Below are 21,850 nucleotides of genomic sequence, written 5' to 3' on the forward strand. Positions count from 1 at the left end.
ACTTTTATTCTTTTATAATATAATCCGGAAAGCCTCTCCGGAGGGAATTATCTTTGATACCTTTTGCTGTTTCTCTATGAATTAAGTTGTCATTAAGGTAAAAGCCATAAGAACCTTTCGGAATATTATTCATTCCTTGCAAATCTTTTGTTACCCGGTTAAATAGTTCTTCATTTGGTTCCGCCTTCTTATCCTGCATATACAATTGAATGCTAATTGTGAGATTGTCAGCTGAAAATTTACTTGCATCATAGGCGTTTCTTAGACTTTCGATGCTTTCGTTATGATTGTTAAGGTATAAATCGTATACAGGTTTAATGGCTTCCTCATTTTTAGATACGACGACAAAGTAATAAGGAGTCATATAGCCGTTTCCCCCTGTGTTTTCGAGGGCTTCTTTTGTTTTTCCTGTCACTTTTCCTTCTGCTGTAAGCGTTTCTAGGTAATGATCAAGTTCTTGAAATTCTTCTTTAAAAATCATTTGGTAGAGTCCGCCTTTAATGGCATTTTGCACTTCATTCTCGTCTGCCCAAATTTGATCTGCCAACACTTTCTTTTCTTTTACATCAATCGGGACAACAGCATAGGTATAAAAATGGGGTTCTCCTTCAGATTCCAGAAAAACTGTCGCGCCATCACGTGCCCCTACAACGTTATGTGCTTTTACCTCTATTTGATACTTTTCTTGAAAATACTTTTGTGCAGCTTTCTCAATTTGGTCCCGATATTGTTCAGCAATTTCATCTGTTTCCTTACCGTTAGCAAGGAAGTAACCTTCCCCTGTATACTCCTGAACACTGATGAACGTATCATTTGAAGCAGAAGTTTGTGTTTCTTTCGCTTCTTTAATTTCCTGATTGTTATTCGTGCTATTCATACCAGAACATCCTCCAAGCATTAATGATATTCCAACACTGCATAGTAATATTTTTGTTTTTTTGCGCATTAGTTAAATGTCCTCCCTAAAGGAATATGCCATTCAGAGTATACCCCCTATTTTAGCCGATGAAGTTATATTTTTACAGTTTTAACGTGGAAAATTACACTTTTTAGGTAAAAATAGGTAAATAGTTAGAGAGGGGGTAGGGAGTATTGTACTAAAATTATTTTGCTCAAACTGTTTCTCAAGGTAAGAACATAAAAAAGAGCGAGTAAAGTTTGTGGATGAAATTAAGCTTCCTCTTGCAAGCTTGAACAATTATGAAAGAACGAATCCTGGAAATGCCAGATGCTGCCACCAGGTGGAATGTTTAAAGAGTTGTTGGAGGTAAGCTTGGAAAAAAGGTGGCCGAAAAAATCTAATCAAACGTTTGATTGAACTTTTGTATAGTAAAGAGAAGGGGACATGCAAATAGAATTATGGAATCTGCAAATAGTTGCGGGGATTTACAAATAGAATAATTGATTTGCAAATAGCCGCTGAAAACCTGCAAATAGAACAAAGAGGTTGCAAATAGACTATCAATGCCGCCTCCGTGGGAATTTCCTGCAACATTCTTGACGCCGCCAATATCCTAATACCTTTCATTCATCTGATTGTAATATTCTCGTGCAGCTGTAATTTGTTCTGGGGTCAGGTCACTTAATAGCTGCGCATCTGTAATGATGTCCTCATTTCCATATTTTGCTTTAGCATCTGTACCGACATAAATGATGGATATTTCTTTTGTTTCCACATTAACAACCGTCATTGCATCTAAACCGGTCGGGTCTTGATAATGTGTATTAATAACTTTATAAGCCTTGCCATTTACTTCGATTCTAGATTCCACTAAAGGGTAAGTGTATGCATGGTACCCTGCCAATTCAACCAAATCTTTGTCATTATTAATTGATACGTCTTTATTAATATTGGGTGAACCCTTAATTGTAGTCATGTATTCACCTGCTTCTACTCTTTAATAATATAATCTGGAAAAGCTCGCTTCAAGGAATTGTCTTTAGCACCTTCAGATGTTTCTGCATGAATTAAGTTATCGTTTAAATAGAAGCTATATGTCCCTTTAGGAATGTTATTCATTTCTTCGAGATCTTTTGTAACTTGATTAAATACCTCTTTACTAGGTTCTGCTTGTTTATCCTTCATGAATAACTGGATATTAATCTGAAAGTTTTCTTTATCGAATAAGCTTTCATCGTAGGCATCTTTTAAGTTATTAATGCTTTCCTCAGGATTTTGTAAATATAGGTCATACACAGGCTTAATGGCTGCATCCTCAGAAGCTGTTGAAATAAAGTAATAAGGTGTCATAAAGCCATGTCCGCCCACATTTTGCAGGGCCTCTTCAGTTTTCCCGGCGATTTGCCCCTTTTCAGAAAGTGAATGGAGGTAATGGTCAAGCTGACCAAACTCTTCTTTAAAAATCATATGATATAACCCGCCTTGGATGGCGTTTTGAACCTGATATTCATCAGCCTGAATATTGCTAATATCCACTTTTTCTGATATTTCATCTATTGGCACTACAGCATAAGTGTAGAAATGCGGCTCACCTTTTGATTCAACAAACACAGTAGCCCCATCCTTAGCACCGACCACATTATGCACAGTTACATCGGTCTTATATTTCTCGTTGAAAAAGCTGATGGCAGCTTTCTCTATCCGAGCAAGGTTTTTATCCGCAATTTCATCTGTCACTTTTCCGTATGGTAATGCATAGCCTTCACCAGTATAATCCTGAACGCTAATTTTAGTTTCTTCAGAAGGGGCAGCCTGTATTTCTTTTGTGTTTTCACTTTCGTCAGAACACCCTCCAAGCAGCAATGAAATTCCAACACTGCAGAGTAAGATTTTTGTTTTTCTTTTCATTATTTACATGTCCTCCTAAAAGACCGTTAAAAATATATCCCTTATTCTAGCGGATAGAGTTATATTTTTACAGCTCAAACGTGAAAAATTACACTTTTAGGTAAAAAATAAGAAAAAGGTCGGGGGGTTCTAGAAAGACAGTTTAGAATTTTATAAAAATTGTTGTAATCGTTTTCTGCATGTTGTATAGTCAAGTTAAAGAAAAACCGAAACGTTTTGGGAGTTGTCTGAGTGACTACAATTAAAGATATTGCAAAAAAGGCAGGAGTATCTGTTACGACTGTTTCAAGGGCGTTAAATGGATACTCGGATGTGAGTGAAATTACCCGAAAGAAGATTGCCCAGGTAGCGAAGGAATTGAATTACAGCCCTAATTCGCTTGCCAGAAGCTTAGTAATGAAAAGATCACAAACTATTGGACTGCTGGTGTCAGGTTTTACGAAGGAAAGTGTGAAGGATAATTTTATGGTTGAGGTTCTTGCCGGTGTTAATGAGTATGTTTCGGGATCCAATTATGATCTTATCTTGTTTAATACCAATTCTTCCAAACAGCGGGAAAAGACGTATACTCAGCTATGCCGTGAGCGAAGAGTGGATGGTGTTATAATTCAGGGCATTCGCACAGATGATCCTTATTTAAAGGAAGTGGCAGAGAGCGATATTCCTTGTGTATTGATCGATATCCCGCTTGAATCTGATCATGTCAGCCATGTAACGACAGATAATGTGCTGGGGGCAGAAAAAGCGGTGAAGCATCTTATTCATCTCGGCCATGAGAAGATTGGCATGATTAATGGCCATGAATTTGCCTTTGTCAGCCGTGAAAGATTGCAGGGATATCAAAAAGCTCTCGATAAAGCAGGCCTTGCCTTCCATCCGGAATACGTTGCCGATGGTAAATTTACAGAAGAGAAAGGGAAGGAAGCAGCATTGCAACTGCTGCGCAATCATCCTGAAATCACGGCATTATTTTGTGCAAGTGACTTAATGGCAATTGGAGCAATGGCAGCAGCGAAAGAGCTTAATCGTCATGTTCCGGAGGATCTTTCTATTATAGGGTACGATGATATTTTGTTAGCCTCATATGTTAGTCCGAAGCTGACAACGATTGCACAGAATAAGTTCGGTCTGGGATATGAAGCAGCGAGATTGCTGCTTGGACTGCTTCAACATGAGACAGAAACACACCGTCTTGTTATGAAAACAGAGCTTATGGAACGAGAGAGTACAGCAGAAGCGAAAAAATAAATGTTGGTCGCCCGAGCTGAATAGCAAGGATAGCCAGCTTTTACTTTAGAGTAAATCCGAAACGTTTTGGTAATATTTTTTTAAATGAAATCCGAAACGTTTCGGAAGTTGAACAACTATGATAACTGAACGTGCAGGAGGAGCAAAATGAATTACAGAGTGATAAAAGAGAACAATCTATTTCTATTAACAGATGAACAGGGAGATATCACTGCCAATCACAGCTACGGCTTAGGTTTGTACAAGAATGATACTCGATTTCTCAGTAAGTTTAATGTACGGATCAACAATGAAAAACCGATTCTTCTCCACTCGGATGGATCTGAAAACTATATGTCCGCAATCCTATCAACAAATCCACACCAGGAAAAAGATGGAGAATTAATTCTTTGGAGAGAATCCATTGAGATTGAGAGAAAGCGATTTATCTATGATGACGTGTTATATGAAACAGTTACGGCGAAGAACTATTTTCCAAAACCGGTGACATTTGATTTAAATATAGAAGCCGATGCGGATTTTCATGATATGTTTATCGTCCGCGGTTTTCAGACAGGTGATGTAGGAAAAAGAACAGGCCAGACAGCTGATAAAAATTCTCTAACATTCCATTATGATGGTGCAGATGATATTAAGAGAGAGACCCGTATTCAATGGGATACTCCTCTTCTACCTAAAGAAGTAAAAGAAGGAGGCGAGATTACATTTACTCTTTCCCTTCGGCACCAGGAATCCAAATCGGTTACCTTTATGGTTATTCCGCTGGAAAATGCAGAAACGAGAACAGATCTTTTACCTGTAAATGTAGCTCTTCAAAAACTCAAATCGTCCTATCAGAGCTGGTCTTCAGAGCTTGCTTCAGTTGAAACAGATTATCAGCCGCTGCAAAGGCTTGTTGATCGAGGTTTATCAGACTTGCGGGTGCTTTTAACCGACACGGGATACGGCAATTTTCCGGTAGCAGGACTGCCATGGTTCGGCGTTCCGTTTGGAAGGGACAGTCTGATTGCCGCACTTCAGATGATTGCCTTCCAGCCGGATGTGGCAAAAGGAACTTTGTTTACAATGGCAAGTCAGCAAGGAACCAAAGTCGACCCCTGGAGAGATGAACAGCCGGGGAAAATTATGCATGAAATCCGTTATGGGGAGCTTGCGAATACAAACCAGATTCCATTCACCCCTTACTATGGAACGATTGATGCCACCCCGCTATTCCTAGTTCTATTAACAGAGTATGTGAAATGGACAGGAGATTTGGAGACATTCCGCCAGCTCGAGGAAAACGTGAAGCGTGCGCTGGAGTGGATTGATCAATATGGAGATCGGGATGGCGATTTGTTTGTGGAATACCATCAGGAATCATCCAAGGGAATTGCGAATCAAGGCTGGAAAGATTCCGGGGATTCCATTGTTCATCGAAATGGTGATTATGCTGAAACACCAATAGCACTTTCCGAGGTGCAGGGATATGTTTATCAGGCAAAACAGGGGATTGCCTCCATTTATAACAAGCTTGGAAACAAAGAGGCAGCTTCAGAGCTGAAGGCTCAGGCTGAAAAGCTGCAAGAAGCATTTGAAAACGAGTTCTGGATGGAGGATCAGGAGTTTTATGCGATCGCTCTTGATGGCAGAAAAAAACAGGTTGGAACTATTACATCCAACCCGGGGCATGTTCTGTATTCTGAAATGCTCGCAGAGAAGCGTGCAGAAAAAGTAAGCAGCATGCTGACGGGTGAGAAAATGTTTTCAGGATTTGGCATTCGCACAATGGGTGAAGGAGAAGCAGGATATAATCCGATGAGCTACCATGATGGCAGTATCTGGCCTCATGATAACAGCATGATTTTATTGGGAATGAGCAAGCTGGGTTTTTCAGCAGATGCTAAAAAAGTAATGACAGGCCTTATACAGGCTTCCCAGTATTTTGAGTACGATCGTCTTCCTGAACTGTTCTGCGGATATGGTGCGGAAATCGGCAAAGCAGTTAAATATCCGGTTGCGTGTTCACCGCAGGCTTGGGCAGCAGGTACGCCGCTTGTATTTGTTCAATCACTTCTGGGCCTCTTCCCGGACAGCCTGAAAAAGGAAATTCAGCTGAGCCCAATGCTGCTTGATGAAATGAATACATTGACAGTCACTAACATCAAAATTGGTGAAGGGACCCTTTCCGTTTCTGTCAGCAGACAGGGAGAAGAAATACAGACAGCCATCTTAGAAAATACAACCGGCTTTGAAATCGTCAAACCTATGAAGGTAACTCAATAATTTTTTAACATAAAAAAATCAATGGAAAATGAGAGGGGTTATGAAGGATGAAGAAAAAATGGTTGGCTGGATTAGGTATGACGACAATGTTAGTGGGGTCCCTTCTTGCCGGGTGCAGCGGGTCAGATGAAACGAACTCGGAAGGCTCTGGCGGATCTGAAGGAGAAAAGGTTGAAGTAACGCTTGCGGGATGGGGCGGCAACCCATCTGAGCAAAAACTGCTGAAACAGACAATTGCCGACTTCGAAGAGAAATTTCCAAACATTGATGTTAAGCATGAAGTGATTTCAGAGCAGTATATGGATGTCCTAAAAACTCGCCTGATTGGCGGAGAAGGTCCGGACGTGTTCTATTTGGATGCACTTGAAGCGCCGGCATTGATTGAAACGGGTGTCGTCGAGCCTCTAGACGAGTATGTCACAGAGGACTTTGATACTGAAGATTTTGAGAAGCCTATGCTTGAAGCTTTCCAGGTGGATGGGAAGACGTACGGTTTTCCAAAGGATTACTCTACTCTAGCTCTTTTCTATAATAAAAAAATGTTTGAAGAAGCAGGTGTAGAAGTCCCAAAAACATGGGATGAGCTGCGCGAAGTGTCCAAAGCCCTTACAAAGGAAGGTGTATACGGATTTGGTGTTGCGCCTGAGCTTGCCCGGCTTTATCATATTGCCCAGGCTTCCGGCGGTGATGTGGTGAAGGAAGATAAAGCGAATTTCGCTTCTCCGGAGATAGTAGAGGCACTAAAGCCAATCGTTGATCAGCATCTTGAAGACAAAACCTCTGCCCAGGCATCAGAAGTAGGCGCAAACTGGGGCGGAGAAATGTTCGGCCAGCAGAAAGCGGCAATGGTCATTGAGGGTAACTGGGCGATTCCATTCTTAGAGGATACTTTCCCTGATGTGGAGTACGGTACAGCTGAACTTCCTGCCGTTAATGGCGAAAAGGGGACCATGGCTTATACGGTTGGTTATGTCATGAATGCAGCATCTGAGAAGAAGGAAGCTTCATGGAAGCTAATTTCCTACCTGACTGGCAAAGAAGGAATGGAAACATGGACTTCTAAAGGCTTCGCTCTTCCTACACGCAAATCGGTTGCAGAAAAATTAGGCTATGATGAAGATCCGTTAAGAGGTGCGCTTGTAGCTGGAGCTTCTTATGCCACTGTATGGCAAGAGGGTGCCAACCTTCCGATTATCATGAATAACTTTAACAACCAATTCATTGCTGCATTCCTTGGGGATCGTCCGCTATCTGACGCATTGAAGGAAGCACAGGAACAAGCAAATAGTGAAATTCAATAAGGCGGATAAAAACATGAACAGTACCTGGCCCGCTTTAAGGTGTCAGGTACATTCATAATATGATGCCCTTCAGTCTTTCTTTTCAGGGCGGTGCCGTACCGCCCTTCAGGGAAAGTATTATCCAAACAGATAGAAGGTAGGAATACTCATGAACAAACGATCTTCTAAGAAAAAATTAAGAGATGCCGGTCAAGGATATTTGTTTATGTTTCCGACACTGCTTGTGTTAGCCCTATTTATCATTGGGCCTATTCTTTATGCTATTTTCCTTTCATTTAATAAGGTTCAGCTTCTTGGCCAAACGAGTTTTGAATTTGTGGCGTTTGAAAATTTCGCCAGGATTATGGAAGACAATAGGGCCCTTATCGCCTTAAAAAATACCGCGAAATATGTGCTGATTGTGGTTCCATGTCAGACGGCTTTAGCACTGATATTAGCAGCAACATTAAATGCCGGTTTAAAAGGAGAGAAGTTCTTTCGCATTGTTTACTTTTTGCCGACGTTAACCTCCTCTGCCGTTTTAACGTTAATTTTCATGTGGATGTATAACAAAGAAGGGCTGATCAATAACCTTCTGGAAATGATCGGACTTCCTGGGTATAACTTTTTAGGCGACCCTGATATTGCATTGAACGCAATCATGCTGATGAATATCTGGGCGACGGCGCCATTCTTTATGGTTATTTATCTAGCAGCTCTTCAGGATATTCCGGATTCCTTATATGAAGCAGCTGAGCTTGATGGGGCCAATGCCTTTCAGAAATTCTTCTATGTGACGGTTCCTTTCCTGCGGCCGGTTACCTCGTTTGTTGTCATCATGGGGCTAATTGGAACATTCCAGCTGTTTGATCAGTCATATATCTTCTCCGGCGGATCTGGGGGACCAAACAATTCAACTCTGACAGTCGTTCTACTGATCTATCAATATGCATTTAAGTCACTCGGAACGATGGGATATGCGGCTGCACTTGCATTTGCTCTGGCTATTATTATTCTAGTTGCAACGCTGATCCAGCGTAAATTTTCGAAGGAAGAATCACTTTATTAAGGGGGAACGGACATGAATTCCAGGAAAAAATCATTCAGCAAGCGTCTTCTTTACGTCATTCTTGTTCTATATGCTGTCACCACACTTGTTCCGTTCTTATGGGCCCTGTCATCCTCATTTAAGACATTAGAAGAAATTATTAGCGGGACCATGAACTTCATTCCGAAAAACTTCACACTAGCGAACTATCAGCAAATATTTGTTGAACAGGATCTGTTTCCCAGATGGCTTTTAAACTCCCTTATCATCGCGGTAATAGGGACATTACTAAATATCATTTTTAACTCAATGGCAGGCTATGCCCTTGCTAGACTTGCATTTCCCGGTAAAAAGGCCCTGTTTATCATTATACTGGCCGTCTTAATGATACCTTCACAGGTGACCATGATTCCAAACTATTTAATCCTAAAGGAATTAGGCTGGCTGAACTCTTATCAGGGAATGATCGTGCCGGCGATGATTAACGCCACCTTTATCTTCATGATGAGACAATTCTTTATCAATTTTCCAAAAGAATTGGAGGAAGCTGCACAGCTTGATGGGCTCAGCCGCTTTGGGATCTTTTTCAAGGTAGTGATGCCTCTGGCCAAACCGGCTCTGGCTGCCCAGGCAATCTTTGTCTTTATGGGCTTCTGGAATGACTTCATGAGACCTCTGATCGTCATGACAGATACAGAAATGTACACTCTCCCATTAGGGCTGAATACGTTTAAAGGCCAATTTGTCAGCTACTGGAACTACATTATGGCAGCTTCCATGGTCTTTACGCTGCCAGTCCTGCTATTGTATGCCTTCTTTAATCGCTACTTTATTAAGGGAATTTCGTTTACGGGCGGGAAGTGATATTGGAGAGAGCTTCAGGCAGGGGCTCTCTTTTACATGAAAGTAGTTTCAATGAAGAGATGAAAGTTAAAGATGATTTCAATCAAACGTCCCATTGAAGCACATATGCAAGAGTGCTCAATGAACGCGAAAATCAGTCCTGCAATCTTATCTAAAATAAACTCTCCTCTCAAGAGATTGTCACCGCCTAAGAAGTGTCGAGATGGTTGAAAATACCGAACGTAACTTGATGATTTGGCTGAGCTCGAGCGAATCGAAAATAATTGACTTTCAGTAAGGTTCCCCCAAAACACCAGAGTATCTTCTGGGTTATGGGGGACTTTAATTTTCGGGAAAAGGGAAGTTCTTAAATATGAAAAAAACTTCATTTCAATTAAAAGTTAAGCTGCTGTGCAGAAATTTAACGCTGATTCCATACAAAAGAATTTACAAAGTAATTTGAATTTTTAGTAGTTGACTTTAGAACCACTTTCAATTATCCTAAAAGGGAATAAAATATGTAACCGGTTACATAAGAGGATATAAAGCTGGTTATCGCATCCTAGCAACATCTTCTGATTGCAGATTGTTAGGAATAACTTTTTTTAGTTAATTGTGTAACCGGTTACATACAATTGTAATTCTGGTTAATATTATCCTATTAAACTCCTAATATGATGAATGGCAAGGGGGGGAGCAATCATTCATCGATTCAATTAGAATATGAAAAAAACTTTCTAGGGGGAAAAGTGATGAGAAAATCTTTAATTGCCATACTAAGCCTTATTTTGGTTCTGGGTTTACTGGCAGCTTGTACGAACAAAGAAGAAGCAGGTCAGGGAGATAAGAAAGATAAAGGGGGAGCCACAACAATCCGTATTGTAATGAAAGATGATAACAGTTCTAACCCTGTATCAGAAAAATATTATGATGCGATAGAAAAAGGGCTCCTTGAAGATGAAAATATTAAAGTGAATTTTGAATTAGTCGACCTCCCGCAAGGCAATTATGCAGAGAAGTTAAACCTGCTTCTCAATAGCGGCGAGATTCCTGATATGATTTATTTCCAAGGCGGAGATCAAGCCATTGCTGAACAAGGATTATTAGAGGATTTAAGACCTTACATCAAGGATTCAAAATATCTAAAGGATATCATTCAGCCTTTTAACGAAAAAAGACTTGCAAATTATCCTTACTTACTCTGGATTAAACCTCTTGCTCCTAAAGTTCCTGTCATCAGAGGAGACTGGTTTAACCAAATGGAAACGTCTAAAGCACTAATGGAAAATCCAACTGTGGATACTTACTATTCATTTTTCAAAGAATTAGTTGAAAAACAGCCTGGCGGCGATAAACCTAAATATGCCATTACAGTTGCCGGCGACATTGCAGAAATCGATTATATGTTTGATATGGCTTTCGGAATCAATAAGACTTGGCTGCAAAAAGAGGACGGCTCTTACGAATACGCAAGAGTTTCAAAGCAGCAAAAAGAAAAGCTTGAATTCTATAATAAGTTATATAAAGAAGGTCTTTTGGATCCTCAATACTTAACAAAGCAATGGGATACGAAAGAAAAAGCATTCTTTGATGGGGATGCTGCGATCATCCCTGGTACAGCTGGTAAAGTAATCGATATTTATGAAGGCAAAATGGTTCAAGTGAGCGGAGAAGAAGCTTCACTGGTCATGCTGCCGCCAGCAAAGGGTGAATATCAAGGTTTTGGTGCTACGGATGTTACAAAAGAATCAAGAGGTATTGCAATCTCTGCTAATTCTGAGAATAAGGATCTTGTGTTTAAGATACTGGATTATATGGCGAGTCCTGAAGGACAAATGATCGACCGATTCGGGTTCGAAGGCGAGCATTATAACGAAGTGGATGGAAAGCTGCAGCTTACTGATAAATATTACAGTGAATGGTTTGCTAGATTCTGGGAGCCGGTTGATTATACACCAGCTACTCCAGTGGATGAATCGACACCATTATTAAGTGAATCTGCAGAAAAGTCACTTCAATCAGCAGAAGAGTTTTATGAAGAAGACAATAGCTTCATAATCCCGGAAGAATATGTTGCTAACTGGGATGCTATGCAAAACCTGTATATGGAATTTACAACGGACATCATTACGGGCAAGCGTCCAATCTCTGACTTCGAAAAATTCGTTAAAGAGTGGAACGAAGCTGGCGGAGAACAGATTACAGAACTTGCAAATAAAAATTTAAGATAATACTAAAAAAGTGGAGACTCTGTTCTCCACTTTTTTAGCAAACTTTTGCATAGGGGGATCTCATTTGGATTTCGAACAATGGTATAAGCGGGTATATGGCTGTTTAATAGGATTATCAGTGGGTGATGCATTGGGAGCTCCAACAGAAGGCCTGGCTTTGGAAGAGATACGAGAAAGATATGGCTGGATCAATGACTTTGTCAATGACGATCCGGTGGGAACAGATGATACCGAATATACAATGCTGACAGCAAAAATTATCTTGAAATATGGAAACAAATTAAACTATGAGGATATGACAAGAGAATGGACTAACTATCTTGTTTCTCAGGAAGGCGGCTTTAAAGGCGGCGGCTTTAGTGAAGTTGAGGCCATCTTCAATCTTCGAAAAGGGCTTGCTGCTCCTGTCACAGGTGTCGATAATCACCAAATGTGGAGCGACGGAGTAGCCATGAGAATTTCTCCGATTGGGATCTATTGTGCAGGCAATCCGAAGGAAGCGGCCAGGCTGGCTGAAATTGAAGCAAGAGTCAGCCACGATCGTGATGGGGTATATTGTGGTCAAGCTGTAGCCGCAAGTGTTGCTTATGCTATGACGGGAGACGATTGGCAAAAAGTAATTGAAACAGGGATGAACCACATACCAAGGGATTCCTGGACATATCGGAAAATTGACGAGGCTGTAGAAATTGGCACGAAGTATACGAATGTTCAAGATGCTATGGAAGAGCTCTACAACAAGATCTCCATTTTCTACTATCCATGGGCCGATATGGGACCGGAAGCTATTCCGCTCGCTTATGGTGTGTTTGCTGCAGCAAAGGGTGAGTACATTCCTGCTGTACTTGGCGGAGTCAATATTGGAAGAGATTCTGATACGATTGCGGCTATGAATGGTGCAATGGCAGGAGCATTGCATGGTGCTGACGCTGTGCCAAAGGATTGGCAGGACCGGATTAATATTATTCGGGGACGTTGTGTTTTGGCTATGAAAGGGATAGATGTCCGTGATATTGCCAGAGATTTAACAAACGTATTAATAGGAGGAAAAGAGTAATGTCTTATGATAAGATTTACGGTTCTCTTCTCGGGATGGCAATGGGTGATTCGGCAGGCTTTGCTGCGATGTATCATAGAGCGCTCGTACTTCCGCCTAAGAGGAGAAATCGTTTATGGAGCTTTAGCCAAATTACGGACCGGCATCGGATTAATAAAATCTCATTGCCTTTCACACATGCCATGAGCGAGGGAATTTTAGATTTCTGCGGAACAGATGATACAGAATTTGCGATCATCGCGGCCCAAATGATTTTGGATTGCGGGAATGAAATTACGGAAGAAAAATTACTTCATGGCTGGATGCAATATATAGTAGAACCGGAGCAGGAAATTTGGAGCGGTGTAAGTGAGAGAGCTTCTATTGAAAACATCAAAAAAGGAATCCTTCCACCGGCATCCGGCAATGACAATCCACATCACTATGATGATGGCTCAGTTTCACGTGCGGTTCCAATCGGTCTTATATATAAAAACCAGCCTGAAAAAGCTGCAAGCACAGCACAAAAAATGGCTTCTATCACAAATGCTGAAGATGGTGTCTATGCAGCTCAGGCAATGGCTGCCAGTATAGCTGTAGCCCTATCAGGTGCTTCACCGCAGGAAATAGTGGAAGAAGGATTAAAATATGTGCCGGAAAATACCTGGATTCGCAGAAAAATCGAGATTGCCTTAAATGTGCTGGAGGAAACCAATGGGGACGGATTTGCAGCGATACCGATATGGCAAAAGCGAGTAGTCAATGCAGTCTATAACTATGCAAATATTGCACCTGAAACACTTGCAGTGGCCTATGCCATTTTCCTAAGTACAGAAGGAGATCTGCAAAAAGGTATTCAGCTGGCCTCATTACTGCCGAAACAGTCCGATAGCATGCCTGCAATGGCAGGTGCTCTATCAGGAGCTTTACAGGGAGCAAATGCAGTCCCCGAAACGTGGAAGGAAGCATTAGATGAAATAAAAGGAATTTGTATTCCCAGTTTACAGGGGACCAGACTTAAAGATATTGCTGCCAAATTGGCCAGCCTTGAAAATGTTTAACGTTTAAAAATGAGTATATAGATAGATGCACGATTAACTCTAAGATGAGAGAAAAGAGTGATCGTGCTCCCTTATCTTTAATAAGAGCTGCCATTGAGAGATAAACCACATTGGTAGAATAATTGGTTGACAGGGAACAAGGAAAGACGGTAACATATGAATATATAGTATGTAACCGGTTACATGTCTTATTTTTTTGACAAAATGTGTAACCGGTTACACAAAAATGATTATTAAATAGAAAACAGACAAAATCCAGTTAAAAGAGGTTAAAACATGACTAGCAGTGATATACGTATTGTTTCTCCGTGCGGGATATTAGGATATGGATTTCCGGAAGAGTCTTTTAACAGGGCCTTTGAGAACAATCAAGAAATTCATGGAATTGTAGTGGATGCAGGGTCGACAGATGCAGGTCCGCATAAGCTTGGAGCAGGTGTAGCGATTGTAAGCCGCCGGGCAACCAAAAAGGATTTGGATATCATCATTAAAAATGGTGTGCCGCGGGACATTCCCATTGTTATAGGATCTGCTGGCGGAGCCGGTGCCAGGCCGCATATTGAATGGACGCTGGATATTATTAATGAAATCCTGGCAGAACGCAGCTTAACAGCTAAAATTGCCGTGATTTGGGCAGATTTTACACAGGAAGAAATTATAAAAGCAAACCAGGAGGGGCGAATTAACCCACTAACGCCAAATATTCCATCTCTAACAGCTGAAGTCATTCGAGAAACAAACAACATTGTTGCGCAGATGGGGCACGAGCCTATTTTGGAGGCTCTCGAAAACGGAGCAAATATTGTTGTCTGTGGAAGGGCATATGATCCATCGCCATTTGCGGCAGTTGGAATTTACCGAGGCAAAGATCCTGGCCTCTCCTACCATCTTGGCAAAATACTGGAATGCGGGGCGCTGTGTGCTGAACCAGGCACAACAAAGGATTGTATCGTTGGAACATTAAAGGAAGATTCCTTCACCGTCCAATCCTTGAATCCAATTCGCAAATGTTCGCCGATTAGTGTGAGTGCACATACTTTCTACGAAAAAGAACATCCATACATTTTGCATGGACCAGGCATCATCCTTGACCTTAGTCAATGTGAGTTTACACAAGTGAGTGACGGAGTTGTTGAGGTTAAGAATAGTAAGCTGCAAAAAAATGATCATTATTACATCAAGCTGGAAGGTGCGCGAAAGGTTGCCTATAGAACCTTTGTCATCGCAGGTGTCCGTGACCCGATCTTAGTAGGGAATATCGAAGAGATTGAGGAGCTTGTCAGAGAGCAGGTAAGGGATTATTACGAGGACATCCCAGAAGAAGATTATTCTATCAACTTCTATAATTATGGAAAAAATGGAGTGCTCGGTTCAAAAGAATCCGCACCATTCCAGGGGCATGAGATTGGTGTCATGTTTGAAGTGGTGGCCATAACACAGGAACTTGCAAACAGTATTTGCTCGAGTGTAAGATCGACATTTCTTCATTATGGATATGAAAATCGGAAATCAACAGCTGGAAATTTAGCCTTTCCATTTGCACCAAGTGATGTGGAGTTTGGACCTGTGTATGAGTTTTCTCTCTATCACCTAATGGAAATCACTGAAAGTCCATTTGTCATTGAGTATTTGTAAGGAGATGAAAACATGGCTGCTTTATATGAACTGGCTAAGGTATTACGAAGTAAAAATGCAGGACCATTTGAGCTGACATTCGATATTTTATTTGATTCCAAGGAAGTCTATGAGCGAGTCAAGAATTCAGGGGAAATCAATGAACAAACCATTTGTGAGTTATATAACCTCTCAAAAGACCAGATTGACCATCTCGTTTTCTATGATCAGGCACTTGGAATAAAGATTACGATTTTAAGAGATATCTCCTCAGGGACAATTGGGGACCGGGATGTATATGGGGCACAACAGCATGCACCGTTAATGAATATACTGATTGATTAGGATGATGAACATGCAGAGAATAGCCGTTGTTGGAAGTATCAATATGGATTATTTTATTGAAAGCGAGGTACTGCCTAAATTAGGAGAAACCGTCCTGGGTGAGAATTTCTTTCTTTCCATTGGCGGTAAAGGAGCCAATCAAGCTGTGGCAGCTGCCCGACTTGGAGGTGACGTGTCCTTATTCGGATCGGTAGGTGATGATGAGAATAGTGATCTTATTATCAAGAAGCTGGAAAAGGAAAATATCAATCTTGTAAATCTCCAATCCATAAAAGGATTGCCTACAGGAGCAGCATTTATTGAGCTTTGTCAAAGTGAGAATCGCATCATTGTAGTACCTGGTGCAAATTCGCGTACTAATGTTGACTATGTAAAAAATGCTGCATCAGAGCTGCTGAAATACGATGTCATTGTATTCCAGCTCGAGACACCTTTAGACATGATTGAGTATCTGGTTCCTCTCCTTTATGAACACGGAAAAACGATTATTATCAACCCGGCGCCGGCACAAACACTCAGTCAAGAGCTGATTAACAAGGTGACCTATGTCACACCAAATGAACACGAATACCAATTGGTGTTTAACACAAATGATTCAATGGAAGAGCTGCTTAAAAAGCATCCAAATAAATTAATCATTACGTGCGGTTCGGAGGGAGTTCGTTTCTTTGATGGAACAGAGATTAAATTAGTTCCTTCCATTGAGGTGATCCCGGTTGATACAACTGGAGCTGGAGATACCTTTTCTGGAGCTTTCGCTGTTGCCATTGCAGAGGGGAACTGCCTTGAAGACAGTATACGTTTTGGAAACATAGCCGCTGGTTTATCGGTCACTAAAAAGGGTGCTCAAACGGGAATGCCCAAGCGAAACGAAGTGACCCAATTTGTAGAGGAAAAGGAGTATAAAGATGAAAAAGGGCATACTGAAGCAAATTAAATCAAGCTGGGTCCTCTATCTTATGCTTTTTCCAGCCCTCCTTTATTTTTCGATCTTCCACGTCGTTCCATTAATCGGAATGAAGCTGGCATTTCAGGATTACCGGATTATCGGTGATAATGTTTGGGTCGGATGGAAGCACTTTAAGGTGCTATTTAGCTCCCCAGCCTTTATGGATGTATTAAGAAATACCATCATTATTAGCGTGATGAAAATTGTATTCTTCTTTCCAATACCGATAATTTTATCATTATTGATCAATGAAGTAAGAGTTGGGAAGTTTAGGAAATATGTACAGTCCATTGTTTATCTTCCTCACTTTTTATCATGGGTCGTTATTGCGGGAATCTGGATTGCATTGCTGAATCCCGAAGATGGCGGAGTCAACGTGATTCGCAGCTTTTTCAATATGCCTTCACTTGATTTCATGACAAGCAAGGACCATATACGCTGGGTACTGGTGTTCCAGGAAATATGGCGCAGTGCGGGATGGGATTCTATTATTTACTTGGCAGCCATTCTAAAGATAAGCCCTTCACTTTATGAAGCGGCTACAATTGACGGAGCATCCAAATTACAGCAAATGAGGTACATCACGCTGCCGTCTTTAACTTCAACAATCATGACAGTCTTTATTTTAAATCTGGGATTTTTCATGAATGCCGGTTTTGACCAGGTCTTTAATATGATGAACACTTCTGTCATCAGCGTAATCGACATTTTAGACACTTATGTATATCGAATCGGTCTCTTAAACGGTCAATATGCATATGCCACGGCAGCAAGCCTTTTCAAAGGTGTAATTGGGGTTATCTTAATTTTAAGTACACACTTTATCTCAAAACGCTTTACCGGTAAAGGTGTTTGGTAGGAGGTGGGACGATGATGAATAAATTTAAAAAACTGAGTATTTCAACCATTATAATTTACAGCATTTTGATTTTAATTTCACTGACAGTGCTAGTTCCGCTTCTTCACTTACTGGCAATGTCGTTATCAGATCCTCTCAAGGTCCATAAGCTAAGCGGTCTGGGAATAATACCTGAAGGGTTTTCACTCATTAACTATAAAATTCTGTTATCAAACCCTCTGATTATAAAGAGTATTTTTAATACATTATTCATAACTATTGTGGGTACGGCCGTGAATCTATTGCTTACAGCTATGACTGCATATGTGCTGGCAAGAACGAAATTTCCTGGCCGGAATTTTGTAATGATTTTCTTAATTGTAATTATGGTTTTCGAACCAGGATTAATTCCTGAATATTTACTGGTGAAAAATCTGGGATTGCTGGATACGTATGCGTCCCTCATCCTTTATAAAACTATTAATATCTTTTACTTGTTTATCATGATGAGGTTTTTTGAGGATGTTCCTGAAAGCATCCTGGAAGCAGCCCGTATGGATGGAGCCGGACACTTCCGTATTTTTACAAAAATTATGCTGCCGTTATCCAAGCCGGCTTTGGCAACAATGGGTCTGTTTTATGGAGTTTATCACTGGAATGAATACTTCCGGGCTACGATCTACTTAACGGACACTGGTAAATGGCCGCTGCAGCTTGTACTCCGGCAATTTGTAGTAGAACGTGATAACACCTCCCTGCTGGGAGCGCAAAACTTCCTATCCTATGATCAAATAGCAACCCTTGATTTTGCCTCCCTGCAGGCAGGAACGATTATTATCTCGGTTGTACCTTTACTGCTGATTTATCCGCTGATTCTAAAGTATTATGCGAAGGGTGCTTTTGAAGGTGGAGTCAAAGATTGAATATGAAATTTAAAGAATACAAAAAAAGGGGTTCTTCGTATGGTTACTTTTAAAGAACGAGTCAGAGGTGTTGTTATATCCACGGCACTGGGTGATGCAATGGGAGCACCTGTTGAAAAATTAAGCTATGAAAATATTAAAAAAATGTATAAGAGGGTTGAGTCACTCCGTACCAAATGGTACAAGGAAGATTACCCCGCAGACTTGAATTTAGGCAGGAGAAGAGGCAACGGTACAGTTACAGACGATACTCTTATGACTGTTGCTCTCATCAACGTCTATAACAAAGAAAAAAGGCATTTAGATGCTTATGACATGGGAAACGAATATGTGAAGGAAATTGCTTTTAGAAAAACATATATCCCTGAGTTTGGCAGAGAGGCGCTTATTATTGATCGCCTATTCTACCCGGAAAAATATATTTTTATGCGTCATGTATTAGCAAATTGTGAGCCGCGTGAAGGCGGTATTGGCAATATGATCAACTGTGGGGCTGCGATGTATATTGCACCTGTTGGGATTGTAAATGCCGGAAATCCGAAGGCTGCTTATGATGAAGCAATTTTGTTCGCCATGGGGCATCAGAGCAGCTACGGTCTGGAAGCGGCAGGTGTACTGGCAGCCTGTGTGGCAAAGGCGTTTGAAGAAAATGTGACAGTGGAAGAAATTGTCGAGACAGCCCTTTATTTTGCTAAGGATGGAACAAAGAATGCAATACGTGATTTAACTGAAGCTGCCAGGAAATTACGTTCGGAAAAGGCAGATATGGATACGGTTATTTCTACATTCCAAAATGTGATTGGAAAATACTCGCCAATGAAAGACGATGTACACCGTAAAATGGAGAAAGTTGGTGTTCCCTCCAATCACTATACACCAAGCAGGCTTTTCTCCATTGAAGAGCTGCCGATGGCGCTGGCGTTTATTATGTTAAACGATGGAGATTATTACGGATCCATTTTAGATGGCATCAATTCTGGCCGTGATACAGATTCCATCGGGGTAATGGCCGGTGTTATTTTAGGTGCGATGTATGGAGACAGTGTTATTCGTTCTGAGGATGTTGAGCTTTTGCAAGAAACGAACAAAATAAATTTAATCCAGACAGCTGACCATTTTTCAGAGACTGCCAAGCTGATTATTGAGCAAGACCTGCAGCTTAATGAAAAAAGAAAGAACATTCTTTAAAAAGAACTTTTGGGGACCAGGAGTTGAGAATATGTTACCTGAAAACTATTTAGAAAAGGTGTATGCCGGTTTCTTAGGAATGAACGTAGGAATTCGGCTTGGTGCACCACTGGAGCCAAATGAATGGTCATATGAGAAAATACAGGAACTCCATGGTGATATCAGGGGATATGTGAAGGATTATAAAACCTTCTCTGCTGACGATGACGCAAATGGTCCGGTTTATTTTATCCGGGCATTAATTGACGATGCTCGCGGAAGGGATCTGACACCCCAGGATGTTGCAAGAGCATGGTTAAACTATTCGCGTGAAGGAATCGGTATGTTTTGGTGGGGTGGAGATCAGATCAGCACGGAACATACGGCTTATCTGAATCTGAAAAAAGGCATCCCTGCACCACAGTCTGGTTCGGCAGAAGTCAACGGCATCATTATGGCTGAACAAATTGGCGGGCAGATTTTTATTGATACATGGGGATTGCTGTTCCCGAATAATATTCAAAAGGCAGCAGATTATGCAGAGTTAGCGGCAAGTGTATCTCATGATAAGAATGGATTATACGGCGCGCGTTTTATGGCGGCGTGTATTTCGAAAGCCTTTTCAGCTAAAAGTATGGATGATATTATCAAAGCAGGACTGTCCGTAATTCCAAAAGATTCCACGTACTATGCTGTCGTTAAAGCTGTGATCGATTTTTATCAAAAGCACCCTGAGGAAGAGGATTTCCGGAAGTGCCGTCAGTATTTAGAAAAAGAGTGGGGTTATGATAAGTACACTGGAGTATGCCATATCATCCCGAATGCCGGAGTATGTGCCCTGGCTCTCATGTATGGAAAAGGGGATTTGGCCCGGACAGTTGAAATCGCTACTATGTGCAGCTGGGATACGGATTGCAATGCAGGAAATGTTGGAACCATCGCAGGAGTTTTCGCCGGTCTTGATGGAATTCCAGGTCATTATCGTAAGCCAATCAACGATATGATCGCGACATCCAGCGTGTCTGGCTACTTGAATGTGCTGGATATCCCGACCTTCTGTAAGGAACTTGCCGTTCTTGGCTATCAAGTGAATGGGCAGGAAGCACCTCAGCGATTATTGGAGAGTGTTCGAAACGGTGAAGTTTACTTTGATTTTACCTTGCCGGGATCAACACATGGCTTTAAGACGAATAATGCTTTTAAGACGTTATTGGGCCCATGCAGTGAAATAGGAACTGAGGAACACCGAGGTTCATTGTCTGTTCTTTTTGACAGATTTATAGAAGGCGATTTCAGTAAAATATTTTATAAGCCATTCTATCGCCGTGAAGAATTTAATGATGAAAAATATAAGCCGACTTTTGCGCCTACTGCATACAGCGGACAAAAGGTTTCTGCAAAAGTTTTTATGGATAAATGGCAAGGCGGGGCAGATGTTTATTTGACTCCTTACGTCCGCAATAGTTTTTCAAAGGAAGACATGAAGTTGGACCGCATCACATTATGCCATCAGGAATGGCTTGATATTGAATTTGTGATTCCGGAGACTGATGGTGCATTGATTGACGAGGTTGGCTTTATTGTTGAAAGTCCTTCCCCTTCAGATAATCGTTCATTTGGAAAGTTTTACATCGGTGAGTTTCGAATCCTTGGAAATGCAGACTACTCCATCGATTTTGCCAAACAAGCCGTGGAATTCAAATGTGTAACACCTTTTGCTCACCACCGTGGTGAATGGACACTGGAAAATGGTTTTATGATGGCTGCTGCAGGTGAGGAAGATGCTTCTTCCTTTACAGGGAACTATTACGGCCGTGACCTTGAACTGGAAATAAGCTTTCAGCCTGTTTCTGGCACAAGCCATGGGATTATATTTAGAGCAATTGGATCCGAACGTTATTATTGGGCAGGTTTTGACGGCAGCAATCAAGTCTCATTAATAGAAAATAACTTTGGTTTCAAGCGTATAAGAACAGTTCCATATGAATGGAATCATGAAACTATTTATGATATTAAAGCTGTCAGCAAGGGAAATGCCGTACAGGTCGAAATCAATGGCGAGCAAGTCCTGGCTTATGAAGGCTTGGAAAATGCATATGGAATGATTGGATTTGGCCTGCTTGAAAAAGGGGAAGCAAAATTCCATCGTTTCCACGTTAAAGAAACGAACGAATAGTTTAAGACAGAAAAATC

17 protein-coding genes and 1 pseudogene are annotated in these 21,850 nt (G+C 41.1%); 15 read left to right on the forward strand and 3 right to left on the reverse strand.

Annotated elements, in window-relative coordinates; all coding sequences use genetic code 11:
* Positions 1-4 precede the first annotated feature (4 nt).
* From BK139_RS04900 to BK139_RS04910, 3 genes and pseudogenes are all read right to left on the reverse strand, one after another.
* Positions 5-877, reverse strand: coding sequence for a DUF1672 family protein (locus BK139_RS04900; RefSeq protein ID WP_286147923.1), 873 nt, complete (start codon positions 875-877; stop codon positions 5-7).
* A gap of 640 nt (positions 878-1,517) precedes the next feature.
* Positions 1,518-1,877, reverse strand: a pseudogene (locus BK139_RS04905) (SA1320 family protein); the annotation flags it as partial.
* Positions 1,878-1,891: 14 nt separating this feature from the next.
* The gene (locus BK139_RS04910) at positions 1,892-2,809 is read right to left on the reverse strand and encodes a DUF1672 family protein (protein ID WP_076257250.1); all 918 of its coding nucleotides are present in this window, start codon (positions 2,807-2,809) and stop codon (positions 1,892-1,894) included.
* A 231-nt stretch (positions 2,810-3,040) separates the two neighbouring features.
* Here BK139_RS04910 and BK139_RS04915 point away from each other — a divergent pair, with 231 nt between their 5' ends.
* The 15 genes from BK139_RS04915 to BK139_RS04985 all read left to right on the forward strand — a co-directional run bounded on the left by BK139_RS04915 (position 3,041) and on the right by BK139_RS04985 (position 21,833).
* Positions 3,041-4,057, forward strand: coding sequence for a LacI family DNA-binding transcriptional regulator (locus BK139_RS04915; protein WP_076257252.1), 1,017 nt, complete (start codon positions 3,041-3,043; stop codon positions 4,055-4,057).
* A gap of 147 nt (positions 4,058-4,204) precedes the next feature.
* Positions 4,205-6,322, forward strand: coding sequence for an amylo-alpha-1,6-glucosidase (locus BK139_RS04920; RefSeq protein WP_076257254.1), 2,118 nt, complete (start codon positions 4,205-4,207; stop codon positions 6,320-6,322).
* 47 nt (positions 6,323-6,369) lie between these two features.
* Complete coding sequence (locus tag BK139_RS04925; RefSeq protein WP_076257255.1) at positions 6,370-7,623, forward strand: ABC transporter substrate-binding protein; 1,254 nt, start codon at positions 6,370-6,372, stop codon at positions 7,621-7,623.
* A gap of 148 nt (positions 7,624-7,771) precedes the next feature.
* Positions 7,772-8,671, forward strand: coding sequence for a carbohydrate ABC transporter permease (locus BK139_RS04930; protein ID WP_076257256.1), 900 nt, complete (start codon positions 7,772-7,774; stop codon positions 8,669-8,671).
* A gap of 12 nt (positions 8,672-8,683) precedes the next feature.
* A complete protein-coding gene (locus BK139_RS04935; protein WP_076257257.1) occupies positions 8,684-9,514 on the forward strand; it encodes a carbohydrate ABC transporter permease in 831 nt (276 codons plus the stop codon).
* Between the two features lie 731 nt (positions 9,515-10,245).
* A complete protein-coding gene (locus tag BK139_RS04940) occupies positions 10,246-11,724 on the forward strand; it encodes an extracellular solute-binding protein (protein ID WP_076257258.1) in 1,479 nt (492 codons plus the stop codon).
* Between the two features lie 64 nt (positions 11,725-11,788).
* Positions 11,789-12,781 carry an ADP-ribosylglycohydrolase family protein gene (locus BK139_RS04945; protein ID WP_076257259.1) on the forward strand — a complete coding sequence of 331 codons (993 nt, stop codon included), beginning with the start codon at positions 11,789-11,791 and terminating at the stop codon, positions 12,779-12,781.
* A complete protein-coding gene (locus BK139_RS04950; RefSeq protein ID WP_076257260.1) occupies positions 12,781-13,821 on the forward strand; it encodes an ADP-ribosylglycohydrolase family protein in 1,041 nt (346 codons plus the stop codon). The genes BK139_RS04945 and BK139_RS04950 overlap by 1 nt, the downstream gene beginning before the upstream one ends.
* Before the next feature lie 276 nt (positions 13,822-14,097).
* On the forward strand, positions 14,098-15,456 hold the full coding sequence (locus BK139_RS04955) for an acyclic terpene utilization AtuA family protein (protein ID WP_076257261.1): 1,359 nt from the start codon (positions 14,098-14,100) through the stop codon (positions 15,454-15,456).
* Between the two features lie 12 nt (positions 15,457-15,468).
* Positions 15,469-15,780 carry a DUF4387 domain-containing protein gene (locus BK139_RS04960; RefSeq protein ID WP_076257262.1) on the forward strand — a complete coding sequence of 104 codons (312 nt, stop codon included), beginning with the start codon at positions 15,469-15,471 and terminating at the stop codon, positions 15,778-15,780.
* 10 nt (positions 15,781-15,790) lie between these two features.
* Positions 15,791-16,717: a ribokinase gene (gene rbsK / locus BK139_RS04965; protein WP_076257263.1), complete on the forward strand. Its 927-nt coding sequence runs from the start codon at positions 15,791-15,793 to the stop codon at positions 16,715-16,717.
* Entirely contained in the window at positions 16,689-17,588 is a 900-nt protein-coding gene (locus BK139_RS04970) for an ABC transporter permease (RefSeq protein WP_076257264.1), read from the forward strand. The genes rbsK and BK139_RS04970 overlap by 29 nt, the downstream gene beginning before the upstream one ends.
* A gap of 11 nt (positions 17,589-17,599) precedes the next feature.
* A complete protein-coding gene (locus BK139_RS04975; RefSeq protein WP_083675297.1) occupies positions 17,600-18,490 on the forward strand; it encodes a carbohydrate ABC transporter permease in 891 nt (296 codons plus the stop codon).
* A gap of 39 nt (positions 18,491-18,529) precedes the next feature.
* On the forward strand, positions 18,530-19,678 hold the full coding sequence (locus BK139_RS04980) for an ADP-ribosylglycohydrolase family protein (protein WP_076257265.1): 1,149 nt from the start codon (positions 18,530-18,532) through the stop codon (positions 19,676-19,678).
* Between the two features lie 31 nt (positions 19,679-19,709).
* Positions 19,710-21,833: an ADP-ribosylglycohydrolase family protein gene (locus BK139_RS04985; protein WP_076257266.1), complete on the forward strand. Its 2,124-nt coding sequence runs from the start codon at positions 19,710-19,712 to the stop codon at positions 21,831-21,833.
* The last annotated feature ends 17 nt before the right edge of the window (positions 21,834-21,850 follow it).

Source organism: Paenibacillus sp. FSL R5-0490 (genome assembly GCF_001956215.1).
Taxonomy (GTDB): domain Bacteria; phylum Bacillota; class Bacilli; order Bacillales; family Cytobacillaceae; genus Cytobacillus.